We start from the raw sequence: 17481 nt of genomic DNA, 5'->3' as shown, positions 1-17481 counted from the left end.
GGGGCGATTTTCGAGGAATTCGACCCCGGACATTTGTTTTCCTGTCACAAGCATCATATAAGGCCCATCATCCAAGACCGACCTTGACTTCAATCAATATGTGAAACGACATGCTGCAGACGCCCTATTACCTCATCGACAAGACAGAACTTCTTCGCAACATGGAGAAGATTGCCTATGTGCGGGAAAAATCCGGCGCCAAGGCGCTCCTGGCGTTGAAGTGCTTCGCCACGTGGTCGGTGTTCGATTTCATGTCGCAATATATGGACGGCACCACCTCGTCTTCACTCTACGAAGTGCGTCTCGGCCGCGAGAAATTCGGTGGTGAAACGCACGCCTATTCCGTCGCCTATGCCGATTACGAAATCGACGAGGTGATTGCGAATGCCGACAAGATCATCTTCAATTCGATCGGTCAGTTGGAGCGTTTTGCAGAGAAAGCATCGGGCATCACCCGTGGTCTGCGTCTCAATCCGCAGGTCAGCTCCTCAAGCTTCGATCTTGCCGACCCCGCGCGCCCGTTCAGCCGTCTTGGTGAATGGGACGTCGCCAAGGTCGACAAAGTCATGGACCGTATTTCCGGTTTCATGATCCACAACAATTGCGAAAACGGTGATTTCTCGCTGTTTGACCGCATGCTGACGCAGATCGAAGAGAAATTCGGATCGCTGCTGTCGCGTGCCGAATGGGTGAGCCTCGGTGGCGGCATTCATTTCACTGGTGACAATTACCCGCTCGACCAGTTCTGCGACCGTCTGCGCGCTTTCTCCGAGAAATATGGCGTGCAGGTCTATCTGGAGCCGGGCGAAGCCTCGATCACCAGGAGCACGACGCTGGAAGTGACGGTTCTCGACACGCTGTTCAACGGCAAGAACCTCGCCATCGTCGACAGCTCCATCGAAGCGCATATGCTCGATCTCTTGATCTACCGCGAAACCGCCAAGGTTTCGCCGAATGAGGGCGAACATCCATACATGGTCTGCGGCAAATCCTGCCTCGCCGGCGATATTTTCGGCGATTTCCGCTTCGACAAGGAGCTGAAGGTAGGAGACCGCATCTCCTTTCAGGATGCGGCCGGTTACACCATGGTCAAGAAAAACTGGTTCAACGGCGTGAAGATGCCGGCGATCGCCATCAAGGAACTGGACGGCTCCGTGCGTGCCGTTCGTGAATTCGACTTTGCCGATTTCGAGCAAAGCCTGTCTTAAACCCTGTTTCAACATCCAACGAAGCTTATCCCTGCGGGGAAAAGGAGGCATCACCTGAAATGAAGAAGAACGTTCTGATCATCGGCGCCGGTGGCGTAGCACAGGTCGTGGCGCATAAATGCGCCCAGAACAGCGATGTATTGGGAGACATTCATATTGCGTCACGGACTTTGGAAAAGTGCCGCAAGATTGTCGAGTCCGTACGCGAAAAGAAGAGCCTCAAGACAGATGTGAAACTTGAGGCCCATGCGCTTGACGCTATGGATATCGAGGCGACGAAAGCCTTGATCAAACAGACCGGCGTGGAAATCGTCATCAATGTCGGTTCGTCTTTCGTTAACATGTCCGTTCTTCGTGCCTGCATGGACGCAGGTGTTGCCTATATGGACACGGCGATCCATGAGGATCCGACCAAGATTTGCGAGGCGCCGCCGTGGTATGGAAACTACGAGTGGAAGCGCGCCGCTGAGTGCAAGGAAAAGGGCGTCACCGCCATTCTCGGCGTCGGTTTCGACCCGGGCGTGGTCAATGCCTATGCCCGCCTTGCTAAGGACGACTATTTCGACAAGGTCACCTCGGTTGATATCGTCGATATCAATGCTGGCAGCCATGGCCGCTGGTTCTCGACCAATTTCGATCCGGAAATCAACTTCCGCGAATTCACCGGCGTTGTCTATTCCTGGCAGAAGGGTGAGTGGCAGACGAACCAGATGTTTGAAGTCGGTCAGGAGTTCGATCTGCCTGTCGTCGGCAAGCAGAAGGCCTATATGACCGGCCATGACGAAGTGCATTCGCTCTCCAAAAACATGGACGGCGCCGATGTGCGCTTCTGGATGGGTTTTGGCGATCACTACATCAACGTCTTCACCGTGCTGAAGAACCTTGGCCTGCTTTCGGAAAAGCCGGTCAAGACGGCCGAGGGTCTGGAAGTCGTGCCGCTGAAGGTCGTCAAGGCCGTGCTGCCCGATCCGTCTTCGCTGGCGCCCGATTATGTCGGCAAGACCTGCATCGGCGATATCGTCAAGGGCATCAAGGACGGCAAGGAGCGCGAAGTCTTCATCTACAACGTGGCCGACCACAAGGACGCCTATGAAGAAGTCGGTTCGCAGGGCATTTCCTACACCGCCGGCGTTCCCCCGGTCGCCGCTGCCATGCTCATCGCCACCGGCGAATGGGACGTGAAGCAGATGGCCAATGTGGAAGAACTGCCGCCGAAGCCGTTCCTGAACATTCTGAACAAGATTGGTCTGCCGAACCGCATCAAGGATGAAAACGGCGATCGCGCGCTGGAATTCTGAGCGCAGCATTCTCGACGGATAGAGACAAAAAAGCCCCGCGAATGCGGGGCTTTTTCTTTGCTATGCAGATTATCTATCGCGCGCTGGACGCAAAACGGGTGTAGTGCCCTTTCGATGGAAAGAGGTCTAACCAGTTACGCGACGTCATCCTCGGCCCTGTGCCGAGGATCTAATCACGTTGAATAAAATCAATAGGTTGCAGATCCTCGGGACAAGCCCGAGGATGACGTTGAGAGCGGGTATGCCCGCCGTCGCCGTCAGTCGCAGAGTGACCTCAGCTCTTCGTTGGCTTCGGTCCACGCTTCTCGAACGGCTTGTCCTTTTTGCCTTCGTATTTCGGCTTGTCGCCGAAGGGCTTTTTCTTCTTCCAGGGCTTGTCTTCGCCCTTGCGGTCATCGCGCGGCGCGCTTGCATTGTCCGATTTGGTGAACTTCCGCTGTGCCTTTGCCGGCCTTGTATCTTCACGGGCACTGCCGGTCATTTCCGGCTTGCCTTCCAGCGCCTTCAGGCGAATGCCCTTCTCCAGCATCATGTCCTTGCCGATGGCGGAGGTGAAACGGTCGACGGCATCGGCGGCCAGTTCCACGAAGGTCTCGGTTTGCTGCATGCGGATCGCGCCGATATCCTGACGGGTGATCTTGCCGAAACGGCACAGCATCGGGATGAGCCAGCGCGGCTCGGCGCTCTGCTTGCGGCCAACGGACAGCGAGAACCACGCGCTGTCGGAGAAATCGGAGCGCTCGCGGCGCGGTGCGTTGTTTTCGACCGTCTCAAAGCTGTCGCGGCGCGGTTTGCGGGTGTTATCCAGCGCGACTTCGAAGATGTCTTCCGGTGCCGAGCGTCCAGAGTGATAAAGGCGCACGAAAGCGGCGGCGACTTTTTCCGCGCCATGCTGTTCCAGCAGCTTCGTCACGAAATCGCGTTCGTCCTCAGCCACGGCTTCGCTGAGCGTCGGATCGGCCAGAAGCCTTGCGCCGTCGCGCTCGACGATCTCTTCGACGGAGGGCGGGCGAACCCATGCGGGGCTAACCTTGGCGCCTTCCAGCAGGCGTTCGGCCTTGCGGCGCTGGCTCACGGGCACGATGATGGCGCTGACGCCCTTTTGACCGGCGCGGCCGGTACGGCCCGAACGGTGCAGAAGCGTTTCGGAATTGGTCGGCAGGTCGGCATGGATGACGAGTTCCAGACCCGGCAGGTCGATGCCGCGGGCGGCGACGTCGGTCGCCACGCAAACACGGGCGCGGCCGTCACGCATGGCCTGCAGCGCGTGCGTGCGCTCGTTCTGCGTCAGTTCGCCGGAGAGGGCCACGACCGAGAAGCCGCGATTGTTCAACCGGGCCGTCAGATGGTTGACGGCGGCGCGAGTGGAGCAGAAGACGATCGCGTTGCGGGCTTCGTAAAAGCGCAGCGCGTTGATGATGGCGTTCTCGCGATCAGACGGCGACACCAGAAGCGCGCGATATTCGATATCCACATGCTGCTTCTGTTCGGAAGCGGTGGCGATGCGGACTGCGTTCTTCTGGTAGCTTTCGGCCAGCTTGGCGATGCTGCGCGGCACCGTGGCCGAGAACATCAGCGTGCGGCGGTCCTCTGGCGATTCTTCCAGAATGAATTCCAGATCCTCACGGAAGCCGAGGTCGAGCATCTCGTCGGCTTCATCCAGCACCACGGCGCGGATGGACGACAGATCGAGTGCGCCACGCTTGATATGGTCACAGAGACGGCCGGGTGTGCCAACGACGATATGGGCGCCGCGTTCCAGCGCCCGGCGCTCATTGCGGATATCCATGCCGCCGACGCAGGATGCGATCGACACGCCGGCGAATTCATAAAGCCATTCAAGCTCGCGCTTGACCTGCATGGCCAGTTCGCGGGTTGGGGCAATGGCAAGAGCGAGCGGCGCGGAAGCCTGACCGAAGCGGGTATTTTCCGACAGCAGCGTGGTCGCAAGCGCGATGCCGAAGGCAACCGTCTTGCCGGAACCGGTCTGCGCGGAAACCAGCGCGTCCTTGTCGGCGAGTTCGGGCGCAAGCATGGCCTGCTGCACGGGGGTCAAGTCTTTATAGCCGCGTTTTTCCAACGCCTGCGCGATCGCCGGGGCGATACCCTGGGTGTCTGTCATCTACCGTCTTTCGGATATGAAGCTGCCCGCATCCGCCCGAAACCAATAGATCCTAAAGTCTCCGGGGCAGCCGATACAAGCCATTTCGGCCATGTGGCCGGTTGCATTGCCGCGCTCCATACTGCGAATAGGCCGGTTTGTACAGTGCACTGCGGTACGCTCTTTTACGGGTGTTTTATCCGGCAAACGGTTCTGCGGCGTCTTCCTCCGTTTTGATGGCTGCCCACAAGGCGTACCGCATGGTTCATAAACGGCATTGCGTGCCCCCCACCTTTTCGCTAAGAGACCCGCAACTTGAGGCTCTTTTTAGAAAGGGCCGACTGGGTTTGTTCTTGTCCGTCCGTTTTCCTTAAAGGAGCCGGCGGGAAAATGGGATGGTACTGGTCAAGGCTATGGCTCGCATTGTCATGAAATTCGGCGGCACGTCCGTCGCGAACCTCGAACGCATTCACAATGTCGCACGGCATGTGAAACGCGAAGTAGATGCCGGCCATGAAGTGGCCGTGGTCGTTTCCGCCATGTCCGGTAAAACCAATGAGCTGGTGGACTGGGTGCAGAATGCTGCGAAGGTGGCCGGCACCAATGCCGCCTCCTTTTATGATGCGCGCGAATATGACGCGGTTGTCGCATCCGGCGAGCAGGTGACGTCGGGTCTTCTGGCAATCACGCTGCAATCCATGGGCATCAATGCGCGGTCCTGGCAGGGCTGGCAGATCCCGATCCGCACCGATAATGCGCATGGCGCCGCCCGCATCCTCGAGATTGACGGGTCCGATATCGTCAAGCGCATGGGCGAAGGCCAGGTTGCCGTTGTCGCTGGTTTCCAGGGTATCGGTCCTGACAACCGCATCGCGACGCTCGGCCGCGGCGGCTCGGACACATCAGCCGTTGCCATCGCCGCTGCCGTCAAGGCGGATCGTTGCGACATCTATACCGATGTCGACGGCGTTTACACGACCGATCCACGCATCGAGCCCAAGGCTCGCCGCATGAAGAAGATCGCCTTCGAGGAAATGCTCGAAATGGCGTCTCTCGGCGCGAAGGTTCTGCAGGTTCGCTCCGTCGAGCTTGCCATGGTACACAAGGTGCGTACCTTCGTTCGCTCCAGTTTCGAGGATCCCGATGCGCCGGGCATGGGCGACCTCATCAACCCGCCCGGTACTTTGATTTGTGACGAGGATGAAATCGTGGAACAGGAAGTCGTAACCGGCATCGCCTATGCCAAGGATGAAGCACAGATTTCGCTGCGTCGCGTGGCCGACCGTCCGGGCGTTTCCGCCGCGATCTTCGGACCGCTGGCCGAAGCGCATATCAATGTCGACATGATCGTGCAGAACATCTCTGAAGATGGCTCCCGCACCGACATGACCTTCACCGTTCCCTCGGGCGATGTTGCCAAGGCTCTCAAGGTCCTCGACGACAATAAGGCCCAGATCGGCTTCGACGTTGCCCAGAACGAGACGGGTCTCGCCAAGGTGTCCGTCATCGGTATCGGCATGCGCAGCCACGCCGGCGTTGCCGCCAGCGCGTTCAAGGCGCTTGCCGAGAAGAACATCAACATCAAGGCCATCACCACGTCAGAGATCAAGATTTCGATCCTGATCGACGGCGCCTATGCCGAACTTGCCGTTCGCACTTTGCATTCCGCCTACGGTCTCGATAAGAGCTAAATCCGAGACATCGGTTCCCGATGCTCCGATTCTTCGGAGTTGCGTTCTTCCGATGTGGCGTTTCTTGAAAGCGTGTCCCTTGCGGGACGCGCTTCTGGCGCTATAAATTTTTTAAATGACGTTTTGATTCTCGAATATTATGAAGTTCGGATCGGAAGCGTCGGGGAGCAAACGCGATGAGAGACCTTTCCGCAGGTCCGCGCGTCCTGCTCAAGCGGCTGCGCGAAATGATGGCGGAGCACCTTGAACCGCAGGATCGTCTGGACCAGATCGTCCGTCAGATTGCCAGCAACATGGTGGCGGAGGTTTGCTCGGTCTACGTGCTGCGTTCCGACAGCGTGCTGGAGCTTTACGCCACCGAAGGTCTTAATAAGGATGCCGTGCATCTTGCCCAGCTGAAAATGGGGCAAGGTCTTGTCGGCACCATCGCCGCTTCCGCTCAACCGCTCAATCTTTCCGATGCGCAGGCGCATCCCGCTTTCCGCTATCTTCCTGAAACCGGTGAGGAAATTTATCATTCCTTCCTCGGCGTGCCGATTTTGCGCTCCGGTCGCACTCTTGGCGTTCTTGTGGTCCAGAACAAGGCCAGCCGAACATACCGGGAGGATGAAGTTGAAGCGCTCGAGACAACCGCGATGCTCATCGCTGAAATAGTGGCGAGCGGTGAGTTGAAAAAGATCACCCGCCCCGGCGTGGAGCTGGACCTGACGCGCGCCGTCACCATCGATGGCGATGGTTATGGCGAAGGCATCGGTCTTGGCCACGTCGTGCTGCACGATCCCCGCATTGTCGTCACCAACCTGCTGAACGAGGACGCGGATACGGAAATCCGCCGTCTTGCCGACGCTATCGGTTCGTTGCGCCTGTCGATCGATGACATGTTGCAGCGCCGCGACGTGCCGACCGAAGGTGAGCACCGCGAGGTTCTGGAAACCTATCGCATGTTCGCCCACGATCAGGGCTGGGTGCGGCGCATGGAAGAGGCGATCCGCAACGGTCTGACGGCGGAAGCCGCGGTCGAGAAGGTGCAGAGCGACACCAAGGCGCGCATGATGCGCCTGACCGATCCTTATCTGCGCGAGCGCATGCATGATTTCGATGATCTCGCCAACCGGCTGCTGCGTCAGCTGATCGGTTTTGGCGGTCGCGGACCGGAGCAGGATTTCCCGCTCGATGCCATCGTGCTTGCACGCGCCATGGGCGCTGCCGAATTGCTGGATTACCCGCGCGAAAAACTGCGCGGTCTGGTGCTCGAAGACGGCGCGGTGACGAGCCACGTCGTTATCGTGGCGCGCGCCATGGGCATCCCGATCATCGGTCAGGCGGCCGGCATCGTCGCGCTGGCGGAAAACAACGATCCTATCATCATCGATGGTGATGACGGTCAGGTGCATCTGCGCCCGATGTCGGACCTGCAGCGTGCCTATGAAGAAAAAGTTCGCCTGCGTGCCAAGCGACAGGAGCAGTTCCGTGCGCTGCGCAATGTCGAGCCGATCACCAAGGATGGCCAGAAGGTCAATCTGAAGATGAATGCGGGCCTGCTGGTGGACCTGCCGCAGCTGGAGGAATCCGGCGCCGACGGCATCGGCCTGTTCCGCACCGAGCTGCAATTCATGATCGCTTCCAACATGCCGAAGGGCGAGGAGCAGGAGGCTTTCTATCGCTCCGTTTTGCGGCAGGCCAAGGGCAAGAGCGTCACCTTCCGCACGCTGGATATCGGCGGCGACAAGGTCGTTTCTTATATGCGCGGCCAGGAAGAGGAAAATCCGGCGCTGGGCTGGCGCGCGATCCGCCTGTCGCTCGACCGTCCGGGCCTGATGCGCACGCAGATGCGCGCACTGCTGCGCGCCGCGTCCGGTGCGGAGCTGCGCATGATGTTGCCGATGGTGACGGAAGTGTCCGAAATCCGGGCGGCACGCGATCTTCTGCAGAAGGAAGTGCAGCATCTTTCGAAGTTCAGCCATGCGCTGCCGAAAAAGCTGCAATTCGGCGCGATGCTGGAAGTGCCGTCTTTGATGTGGCAGCTCGACGAGCTGATGCAGGAGGTGGATTTCGTTTCCGTCGGTTCAAACGACCTGTTCCAGTTCTCCATGGCGGTCGATCGTGGCAATGCCCGGGTTTCGGATCGTTTCGACAATCTTGGCAAGCCGTTCCTGCGCATTCTGCGTGATATCGTGCGCGCCGGTGAGAGGCACCATACATCGGTTACGCTTTGCGGCGAGATGGCAGGCAAGCCGCTGACCGCGATGGCGCTGATCGGTCTCGGTTTCCGGTCGATTTCCATGTCGCCGACGGCAATCGGCCCGGTCAAGGCCATGTTGCTCGGTCTCGACGCTGCGCGTCTGGCCGATGAGCTGAATGCCGCGCTCGACGATCATAATTCGCTGGAAAGCGGGCGCGAGGTGTTGTTACGCTTTGCCGCAACGCATTCCATTCCCATTTAAAAAGACCTGTTTCATTATTGGAGTGACTGGTGGCGAAGCTTCCCGTCGAAAAAATGCGCGAGTTGGAAAGACGTTTCGGCGAGATCGAAGCGCGCATGTCGGCTGGCCCGGCAGCGGATGTCTATGTGAAGCTGGCTTCGGAATATTCCGAACTCGAGCCGGTGGTCAAAAAGATCCGCGAATACGAAAAGGCGGTTTCCGAAGCCGCTGATCTGGAAGCTTTGTTGGCCGACAAGACAACCGACAAGGACATGCGCGATCTGGCGGAAATGGAACTGCCGGAAATCGAAAGCCACATCGGCGAGCTTGAAAAGGACATGCAGGTCCTGCTGCTGCCAAAGGATGCGGCGGACGAAAAAAGCGCGATTCTTGAAATCCGCGCCGGCACCGGTGGTTCCGAGGCGGCGCTGTTCGCCGGCGATCTGTTCCGCATGTATGAGCGTTTCGCTTCGACGAAGGGCTGGAAGGTGGAAGTGCTTTCCGCCAGCGAAGGCGAAGCGGGTGGCTACAAGGAAATCATCGCCACGATCACCGGGCGAGGGGTGTTCTCCAAGCTGAAATTCGAATCCGGCGTTCACCGGGTGCAGCGCGTGCCGGAAACGGAAGCGAGCGGCCGCATTCACACCTCCGCCGCCACCGTCGCGGTGCTGCCGGAAGCGGAAGATATCGACGTCGAAATCCGCCCGGAAGACATCCGCATCGATACGATGCGCGCTTCGGGTGCAGGCGGCCAGCACGTCAACACCACCGACTCTGCCGTTCGCATCACCCATCTTCCAACGGGCCTTATTGTCACCAGCTCGGAAAAATCGCAGCATCAGAACCGCGCCAAGGCCATGCAGGTCCTGCGTTCGCGTCTTTATGACATCGAGCGGCAGAAGGTGGAGAGCGAACGCTCGGCCGACCGCAAGAGCCAGGTCGGTTCCGGCGACCGCTCCGAGCGTATCCGCACCTATAATTTTCCGCAGGGCCGTGTCACCGATCACCGCATCAATCTCACGCTCTATAAGCTGGATCGCATGATCGAAGGCGAGATCGATGAGCTCGTGGATGCGCTGATCGCCGATTATCAGGCCGGTCAGCTGGCACAACTCGGCGAGCAGCTTTGAGCACGGGGGCCGATGCAAGTGTTGCGAACGCGCTTGCCGCCGCCCGCAAAAGGCTGCTGGCAGCCGGGATCGAGGATCCGCTTCTCGATGCGCGGCTGCTGATTGCGGAAGTCCTCGATTTTTCATTGACCGATTTCGTGATGAAGTCTGAGCGGCCGGTCACCTTGGACGAAAACGCCCGTATCGTCGCCATGATCGAGCGTCGGGCCAGCGGCGAACCCGTGCATCGCATTCTCGGCCACCGCGAGTTTCATGGTCTCGATCTTCTTTTGTCGAAGGAAACGCTCGAACCCCGCCCGGATACAGAGGTTCTCGTCGATACGCTGTTGCCTGCGTTAAAAGAGACGGCTTCCCGAAAGGGTAGCGCCCGCATTCTGGATCTGGGCACCGGAACGGGCGCGATCTGTCTGGCGCTTTTAAAGGAATGTGCGCTGGCGTTCGGTATCGGCAGTGATATTTCGGCCGATGCGCTGGAAACGGCTGCTAAAAATGCTGCCAGGAATGGGCTCGATTCACGCTTCGAAACCATTCGCAGTGACTGGTTTGAAAAAATCTCTGGTCGTTTTGACATAATTGTGTCGAATCCGCCCTATATAAGAACCGATATCGTCGCAATGCTCGACCAAGAGGTTCGTAACCACGATCCAATGGCGGCGCTGGACGGAGGTCAGGACGGCCTTGCACCGTACCGCCTCATTGCTGCCGACGCAGGCCGCTTTCTTGTGGAAAACGGGATTGTCGGTGTGGAGATCGGTTTCGATCAAAGGCTTGATGTTTCCGCTATATTTGCTTCCCACGGCTTCTCTCTTCTGGATGCCGTGAAGGATTATGGCGGTAACGACAGAGTTTTGACCTTCCGGAGATAGTTGTTCGCGATATGTCTGCGGATTTTTTGCAAGGATATTTTGCACAGCAAAAGAAAAGGCTTGGATTTCCGCAGGAAGCGGGATAGTTTGCGGCCACATGCCGGGTGGCTGAGGACGAATTTAGATTCGTCAGGGTATGGGTCTCAGTCCCGAAGCGGGTTCTTTTAGAACTCTGAAGGCTGGGCGTTTCCGGCATGTGAATCAGTAAACTTTGTTCGCAGGTGGCTCGTTGCAGCATTTTGCGCGACCGGTCGTCATACGCGAGGTCTTGTCTGGGGTTATCTTCAGCAGGGCGCGTAGTGCAGCAATTTCAGGAAAAATTTCCAGCGGTTTTCCGCCCGGAATTGCATGAAAATAATCAGATTGTCAGCAAAACAGAATTCAGGTGAGCAATTGATGAGGCCAGGACAGCAAAACAAGCGCGGCCGGGGGCGTGGAAGCAACAACAATAACAATGGTGGCGGTAACAACAACAACTTCAACCGCAAGGGCGGTAACCCGCTCACCAGGACTTATGACAGCTCCGGCCCCGATGTTAAAATCCGTGGCACAGCCCAGCACATCGCGGAAAAATACACGGCTCTGGCGCGCGACGCGCAGAGTTCCGGCGACCGCGTGATCGCTGAGAACTATCTGCAGCACGCTGAACATTATAACCGCATCATCGCGTCGGCTCAGGCCCAGATGCAGGAACGCTTCCAGCGCGACGACCGTGGCGAGTTCAATGCTGCCGATGGCGACGAGATGGATATGAACGACGGCGACGATAACTTCGTTGCACCGCAGCAGCAGGCCGAACAGGCCGAGCGCGCGCAGCAGCAGGAACGTACCGAGCGGAACGAGCCACGCCAGGAGCGTCGTGAGCGTCCCGAACGCCGCGAACGGCAGGAGCGTCAGCCGCGCCAGCCGCAGGTGGCCACTGACCAGCAGCCGCCGGTCTACGATGCCAGCCAGGCGCCGCAGCCCGTCATCGAAGGCACGCCCATGGAAGTGGCCGTCGAGGAAGAGCAGCAGCAGTCGGAAGCTCCGGCCGCAGCACCCAAGACGCGCCGGGCAACCGGTCCGCGCCCGCGTCGTCCGCGTCGCACCGCCGCTGCGGAAGGTGCCGAAGGCGAAGATGCGCCGGCTGGTGAAGATGCAGCAGCGACGACGCTTGAGAATGCCGCTGAATAGGCAGCGTCTGCAAATTAGCTCTGCGATTGAAAAACTCCGGCTTGCCGGAGTTTTTTGTTTTTGGCGATGGGTGCGAGGCGGGCCGTCGCCCCGGTCTGATCGCAGGTCGGAATTGATGCCGGTCAAGTCAGGCGAAAATTTCCCGGGTAGCGGATTTTCGCCCCTTTAAACCCATGAAAATGCCTCCCATATTCGTGCAGGATGGATGGAAACCGCATTCGCCGGCGACCGACCATCGAGAGGCGACGATCGTGAAATCCTTTGAACACGGCTGTCGTAGCGGGGCTTGCCTTTGAGGGAGCCTCAACCCTAACACCCGGGTCCGTGCCGAAAGCGGGCGGGCCGGTCTATGGAGGTTCGATTATGAATATTGAAAAATACTCCGAGCGCGTTCGCGGTTTTCTGCAATCGGCGCAAACCTTTGCGCTTGCCGAAAACCATCAGCAGTTCTCGCCCGAACATGTTCTGAAAGTTTTGCTTGATGATGAGCAGGGCATGGCCGCATCGCTGATCGAGCGTGCGGGCGGCGACGCCAAGGAAGCGCGTCTTGCCAATGACGCGGCGCTTGCAAAATTGCCCAAGGTTTCCGGCGGCAATGGTGGCCTTTCGCTGACGGCTCCGCTCGCCAAGGTATTTTCGACCGCAGAAGACCTTGCCAAGAAGGCCGGCGACAGTTTCGTGACCGTCGAGCGTCTTTTGCAGGCGCTTGCGATTGAAAGCTCCGCTTCCACCTCGGCCTCCCTGAAAAAGGCGGGTGCGACCGCGCAGGCACTCAATCAGGTCATCAACGACATTCGCAAGGGCCGCACGGCCGATAGCGCCAATGCCGAACAGGGCTTTGACGCGCTGAAGAAATATGCGCGCGACCTGACGGAGGAAGCCCGCGAGGGTAGACTCGACCCTGTAATCGGCCGTGACGACGAAATTCGTCGCACGATCCAGGTTCTTTCGCGCCGCACCAAGAACAATCCCGTGCTGATCGGTGAACCCGGCGTCGGTAAAACGGCGATTGCCGAAGGTCTTGCGCTGCGCATCGTCAATGGCGACGTGCCGGAAAGCCTGAAGGACAAGAAACTGATGGCGCTCGATATGGGCGCGCTGATCGCCGGCGCGAAATATCGCGGTGAATTCGAAGAACGCCTCAAGGCTGTGCTGAACGAGGTGCAGGCCGAAAATGGCGGCATCATCCTGTTCATCGATGAGATGCACACGCTGGTCGGCGCCGGCAAGGCCGACGGCGCGATGGATGCGTCCAATCTGCTGAAGCCTGCGCTTGCCCGCGGTGAACTGCACTGCGTTGGTGCCACCACGCTTGATGAATATCGCAAGCATGTGGAGAAGGATCCGGCCCTTGCCCGCCGTTTCCAGCCCGTTCTGGTGGATGAGCCGAACGTTGAGGATACGATCTCGATCCTGCGCGGTCTGAAGGAGAAATACGAACAGCACCACAAGGTCCGCATCTCGGATTCGGCCCTGGTTGCGGCTGCGACGCTTTCCAACCGCTACATCACCGACCGTTTTCTGCCGGACAAGGCAATCGACCTGATGGACGAGGCCGCCTCGCGTCTTCGCATGCAGGTGGATTCCAAGCCGGAAGAGCTGGATGAACTGGATCGCCGCATCATTCAGCTGAAGATCGAACGCGAAGCCCTGAAGCAGGAAACGGATCAATCGTCGGTTGATCGCCTGAAGAAGCTTGAGGACGAACTGGCCGATACGGAAGAAAAGGCAGATGCGCTGACGGCCCGCTGGCAGGCGGAAAAGCAGAAGCTCGGCCATGCCGCCGACCTGAAAAAGCGGCTGGATGAGGCCCGCAACGAACTGGCGATCGCGCAGCGCAATGGTCAGTTCCAGCGCGCCGGCGAGTTGACCTATGGCATCATTCCCGGCCTCGAAAAGGAACTGGCGGCGGCGGAAGCCCGCGACAGCAGCGGTGCCGGTTCGATGGTTCAGGAAGTGGTGACGCCTGATAATATCGCCCATGTCGTCTCCCGCTGGACCGGCATTCCGGTCGACAAGATGCTGGAAGGCCAGCGTGAAAAGCTTTTGCGCATGGAAGACGAGCTTGCCAAGTCCGTTGTCGGGCAGGGTGAGGCCGTTCAGGCTGTGTCCAAGGCGGTTCGCCGTTCGCGCGCCGGCCTTCAGGATCCCAACCGGCCGATCGGTTCGTTCATCTTTCTCGGCCCAACGGGCGTGGGCAAGACCGAGCTGACCAAGTCGCTCGCCCGCTTCCTGTTCGACGACGAAACCGCGATGGTTCGCCTCGATATGTCGGAATATATGGAGAAACACTCCGTTGCCCGGCTGATCGGTGCACCTCCCGGTTATGTCGGCTACGAAGAAGGCGGCGCCCTGACGGAAGCGGTTCGACGCCGGCCCTATCAGGTCGTGTTGTTCGACGAGATCGAAAAAGCGCATCCGGATGTCTTCAACGTCCTGCTGCAGGTGCTGGACGATGGCCGCCTGACGGATGGCCAGGGCCGCACCGTCGATTTCAAGAACACCATCATCATTATGACCTCGAACCTCGGTTCGGAATTCATGACGCAGATGGGTGACAATGACGATGTGGATTCAGTTCGCGAACTGGTCATGGAGCGGGTTCGGTCGCATTTCCGGCCGGAATTCCTCAACCGTATCGACGATATCATCCTGTTCCACCGCCTGCGGCGCGACGAAATGGGTGCGATCGTGGAAATCCAGCTGAAGCGCCTCGTCTCTCTTCTGGCCGATCGCAAGATCACGCTCGAGCTGGATGAGGATGCCCGCAACTGGCTTGCCAATAAGGGTTACGATCCGGCCTATGGTGCGCGCCCGCTGAAGCGGGTGATCCAGAAATCGGTTCAGGACCGGCTTGCGGAAATGATCCTCGGCGGTGAAATCCCCGATGGTTCGCGGGTCAAGGTAACCTCGGGCACCGACCGGTTGCTGTTCAAGGTCAAGCCCGCCAAGGGTGAGGCCGAGACTGAAACGGCCGATGCGGCATAAAACGAAAGGGCTCCGGAAACGGAGCCCTTTTCATATGGTCGGCATTGTCGATCGAGAATTCGCTGCGGATCAGCGGCTCGCGACCTGATTGGGCTTTTCATCGATGTTGAGCAGGTTGTCGATGCGTTTTCTCTCGTCGGAGAAACGTGCGAGCGCCACACCGGAAAGCGACTTGCCGCCCGGCAGGCGCACCTTCATCGCATCCACTTTCGTGCCGTTGACGATCAGCTCGTAATGCAGGTGCGCACCGGTCGAAAGGCCGGTCGAGCCGACATAACCGATCACCTGACCCTGCCGGACCTTGGAGCCTTCGGTGACGCCCTTGGCGATCGCACTCTGGTGATTATAGGACGATACATAGCCATTGGCATGGCGGATCAGGGTCTGGTTGCCGTAACCGGAGGCCCAGCCGGCTTTTTCCACGGTGCCGTTGCCGGTCGCGATGATCGGCGTGCCACGGGCTGCCGCCCAGTCTGTACCGGTATGCATGCGGCTGAATTTCAGGACTGGATGGCGACGCATGCCGAAACCGGAGGTCATGCGGCCGTTCGGAACGGGGTTGCGCAACAGGAATTGCCGGATGCTCTTGCCGTTCTCGTCGAAATAATCGACGCTGTTATCTTCCGGGCTCTGGAACCGGTAAAAACGTGTCTCGTTGTCACCGAACTTGGCGTTGACGTAAAGCAGTTCGGATTTGTCCGTTGCCTTGCCGTCCGCATCTTCCACCGAAAAGAAGGCTTCCAGCGTATCGGTCGGTTTCAGCTGTGCCTGGAAATCGACGCTGCTGGCGAGAAGCTTGATGAGCTGGGAGACCATGCTCTGGTTCATGCCATAAGCGAGAGCAGCCCGGTAAACCCCGTCATAGACGCTGGGCAGATCGCGGCCGGCGGCCGGTGCAGGGGTGCTGTCGAAGGCGGTTGCCACCGCGTCGAGCTTCGGCGGTTCGCTGGCCTTGATGAAGTTCTTGCGGTCGTCGATGGCCATGGTGACCATGTGGCGGCCCTTGCGGTAAAGGCTCACGCGCACGATGTCGCTTTTCTCGTCTTCCTGGATAATGCCGACGCGCAGCACATCGCCGCTCTCGACATTCTCCGACTGGATTTGCGGCGACAGAAGCTTCGCAATCTCGGACGACTGCGCCTTCGAATAACCGGCGCCGAACAGGGCGGCCTCGATCGTCTCGGTCTGGCGGGAAGGGATCACGTCGTCGGCATATTCCTTGACGGGCACCGAGGCCGATTGCGGCGTGGAAACCGACATGTTCTGTTCAACGACGCGAGCAGCGAGGCCGGCTGTAATGTCGACGTCACCCTCATCATTATCGAAACGGCGCGGGTCGATGTAATAAAGGGCTGCAACCTGCTCGTTACCGTCAGTCAGGATCGAGCCGTTGGAACGTACCGCCTCCTCGACCTCATCGAAGCTCAGGGAGCCGGCAAAGGCATATTTGGAATGCTGGACGGGAAAGGCAACGGTTTTCAGGCTGACCTCGGACTCCACTTCGGAGCCGTAGATCGTGCCAGTGCGGCTCGCCGCCGGGGCGGGAGCATCCTTGTCGTCATTGCTTGCAAAGATATTCAGAGGGTCGAAAGCGGGGTAATCGTCCTGCTTGGCGTAATTGGATGCCAGCGGAATCTTGACGTGAGAGAAGGGGACCTTGCGAACGACTTCCTTGTCGCCTTCATTGATGACGGTGGAAACTTCCATGATCGACCGGTCGGATGGCCGGGCGGCTATATTCGGTGCGACAAGGCGCGTGCCACGCCGGGCGGCTTCCGTGGCATTGTTGCCCATATCCGTCTTGGCGAAGGCCTCGGCGGGAATGGCAAGCTGCTGGCGACCGTCGAGAGCGGCAAACAGCGCAACACCCATCAATATGGACGAGGTAATACCGGTCAGGAACGTGCCGGAGAGCCATCGGAGCGAAATTTCACGACGATCGGGTGCACGTCGGCCTTCCGCCAGAATTGGCGGTTCCGTACCTAGCGACCGGATCACGTTGCGATCCGCAGTCATACTAGCTGTGCCCCGTCGGTCATACGCTCTCCAGAAAATTCAGGCGAAGATGTGCAACTTTCAAAGCCATGAGTCAAATCCATCGACGTCAAGGCAAATACATTGCAGCGCGCTCTATATGGACATGCGCGAACATGCCTGATTTTAACGCTTCGTTAGCAAAGCAATTAGCGAGGAAGCGGGCTAAAAGAAGGCGCGCGCCCTGTCGCATTGTTCCACGCGTGCTTCTTCTGTGCAAAACCCGGTGTGTCCGCAGGGTATTTGCTGTTCACAATGGCTGAATATCGAAATTTCCTTTTAAATTCAGTCACTTGTATAATTTCTTTAGTTTTTCGAATTTGGGCTGTTGACTTGTTTGAGGGTGATCTCTTATAAGTCCGCTCACTGAACGAGGGCGGCGGCGCTGCTGGCGACGAAGTCTTTCGTTCTAAATAAATCAAGTTGATGAGCTGAATGCTTGTTGGTTTCGGGGTCTTGTGGCTTCGGGGATTGATTGATTGACTGCTTTGAGTGGTCTGTTTTTTGACGTGGCTTCGGGGATTGATTGATTGACTGCTTTGAGTGGTCTGTTTTTTGACAATTGAATA

General features: G+C 58.5%; 11 protein-coding genes. 8 read left to right on the top strand and 3 right to left on the bottom strand.

Annotated elements, in window-relative coordinates; genetic code table 11:
• Positions 1 to 110: 110 nt before the first annotated feature.
• Together nspC and O8B93_RS17125 are read left to right on the top strand one after the other, a co-directional pair.
• Complete coding sequence (nspC, locus tag O8B93_RS17130) at positions 111 to 1208, top strand: carboxynorspermidine decarboxylase (protein ID WP_269711122.1); 1098 nt, start codon at positions 111 to 113, stop codon at positions 1206 to 1208.
• A gap of 59 nt (positions 1209 to 1267) precedes the next feature.
• Positions 1268 to 2506 carry a saccharopine dehydrogenase family protein gene (locus O8B93_RS17125; protein WP_269711121.1) on the top strand — a complete coding sequence of 413 codons (1239 nt, stop codon included), beginning with the start codon at positions 1268 to 1270 and terminating at the stop codon, positions 2504 to 2506.
• 274 nt (positions 2507 to 2780) lie between these two features.
• Here O8B93_RS17125 and O8B93_RS17120 read toward each other — a convergent pair whose 3' ends face one another.
• The gene (locus tag O8B93_RS17120; protein ID WP_269711120.1) at positions 2781 to 4628 is read right to left on the bottom strand and encodes a DEAD/DEAH box helicase; all 1848 of its coding nucleotides are present in this window, start codon (positions 4626 to 4628) and stop codon (positions 2781 to 2783) included.
• Positions 4629 to 5020: 392 nt separating this feature from the next.
• Between O8B93_RS17120 and O8B93_RS17115 the strand changes: the two genes are divergently transcribed.
• From O8B93_RS17115 to clpB, 6 genes are all read left to right on the top strand, one after another.
• Positions 5021 to 6298, top strand: a complete 1278-nt coding sequence (locus tag O8B93_RS17115; RefSeq protein WP_174032935.1) for an aspartate kinase — start codon at positions 5021 to 5023, stop codon at positions 6296 to 6298.
• A gap of 176 nt (positions 6299 to 6474) precedes the next feature.
• The gene (gene ptsP, locus O8B93_RS17110) at positions 6475 to 8742 is read left to right on the top strand and encodes a phosphoenolpyruvate--protein phosphotransferase (protein ID WP_269711119.1); all 2268 of its coding nucleotides are present in this window, start codon (positions 6475 to 6477) and stop codon (positions 8740 to 8742) included.
• 29 nt (positions 8743 to 8771) lie between these two features.
• Positions 8772 to 9851 (top strand): peptide chain release factor 1, encoded by a 1080-nt coding sequence (prfA, locus tag O8B93_RS17105; RefSeq protein WP_269711118.1) that lies wholly within the window; start codon positions 8772 to 8774, stop codon positions 9849 to 9851.
• Positions 9848 to 10717 (top strand): peptide chain release factor N(5)-glutamine methyltransferase, encoded by an 870-nt coding sequence (gene prmC, locus O8B93_RS17100; protein WP_269711117.1) that lies wholly within the window; start codon positions 9848 to 9850, stop codon positions 10715 to 10717. The genes prfA and prmC overlap by 4 nt, the downstream gene beginning before the upstream one ends.
• A gap of 396 nt (positions 10718 to 11113) precedes the next feature.
• Positions 11114 to 11890 (top strand): DUF4167 domain-containing protein, encoded by a 777-nt coding sequence (locus O8B93_RS17095; RefSeq protein WP_269711116.1) that lies wholly within the window; start codon positions 11114 to 11116, stop codon positions 11888 to 11890.
• A gap of 363 nt (positions 11891 to 12253) precedes the next feature.
• Entirely contained in the window at positions 12254 to 14878 is a 2625-nt protein-coding gene (gene clpB / locus O8B93_RS17090; RefSeq protein ID WP_269711115.1) for an ATP-dependent chaperone ClpB, read from the top strand.
• 69 nt (positions 14879 to 14947) lie between these two features.
• Here the strand turns inward: clpB and O8B93_RS17085 are convergent, their stop codons facing one another.
• The gene (locus tag O8B93_RS17085; RefSeq protein ID WP_269711114.1) at positions 14948 to 16894 is read right to left on the bottom strand and encodes a M23 family metallopeptidase; all 1947 of its coding nucleotides are present in this window, start codon (positions 16892 to 16894) and stop codon (positions 14948 to 14950) included.
• Positions 16895 to 17275: 381 nt separating this feature from the next.
• On the bottom strand, positions 17276 to 17481 hold a 206-nt coding region (locus tag O8B93_RS17080), incomplete at its 5' end, for a hypothetical protein (RefSeq protein WP_269711113.1).

The organism is Martinezella rhizogenes (assembly GCF_027460065.1).
Classification (GTDB): Bacteria; Pseudomonadota; Alphaproteobacteria; order Rhizobiales; family Rhizobiaceae; genus Agrobacterium; species Agrobacterium rhizogenes_C.
This window is presented reverse-complemented; position numbering and strand designations above follow the sequence as displayed.

What these genes read in the sequence shown, in the direction of transcription:
- nspC (WP_269711122.1), top strand. Translation starts at nt 111, where the DNA reads ATGCTGCAGACGCCCTATTACCTCATCGACAAGACAGAACTTCTTCGC.
- O8B93_RS17125 (WP_269711121.1), top strand. Translation starts at nt 1,268, where the DNA reads ATGAAGAAGAACGTTCTGATCATCGGCGCCGGTGGCGTAGCACAGGTC.
- O8B93_RS17120 (WP_269711120.1), bottom strand. Translation starts at nt 4,628, where the DNA reads ATGACAGACACCCAGGGTATCGCCCCGGCGATCGCGCAGGCGTTGGAA.
- O8B93_RS17115 (WP_174032935.1), top strand. Translation starts at nt 5,021, where the DNA reads ATGGCTCGCATTGTCATGAAATTCGGCGGCACGTCCGTCGCGAACCTC.
- ptsP (WP_269711119.1), top strand. Translation starts at nt 6,475, where the DNA reads ATGAGAGACCTTTCCGCAGGTCCGCGCGTCCTGCTCAAGCGGCTGCGC.
- O8B93_RS17095 (WP_269711116.1), top strand. Translation starts at nt 11,114, where the DNA reads ATGAGGCCAGGACAGCAAAACAAGCGCGGCCGGGGGCGTGGAAGCAAC.
- clpB (WP_269711115.1), top strand. Translation starts at nt 12,254, where the DNA reads ATGAATATTGAAAAATACTCCGAGCGCGTTCGCGGTTTTCTGCAATCG.
- O8B93_RS17085 (WP_269711114.1), bottom strand. Translation starts at nt 16,894, where the DNA reads ATGACTGCGGATCGCAACGTGATCCGGTCGCTAGGTACGGAACCGCCA.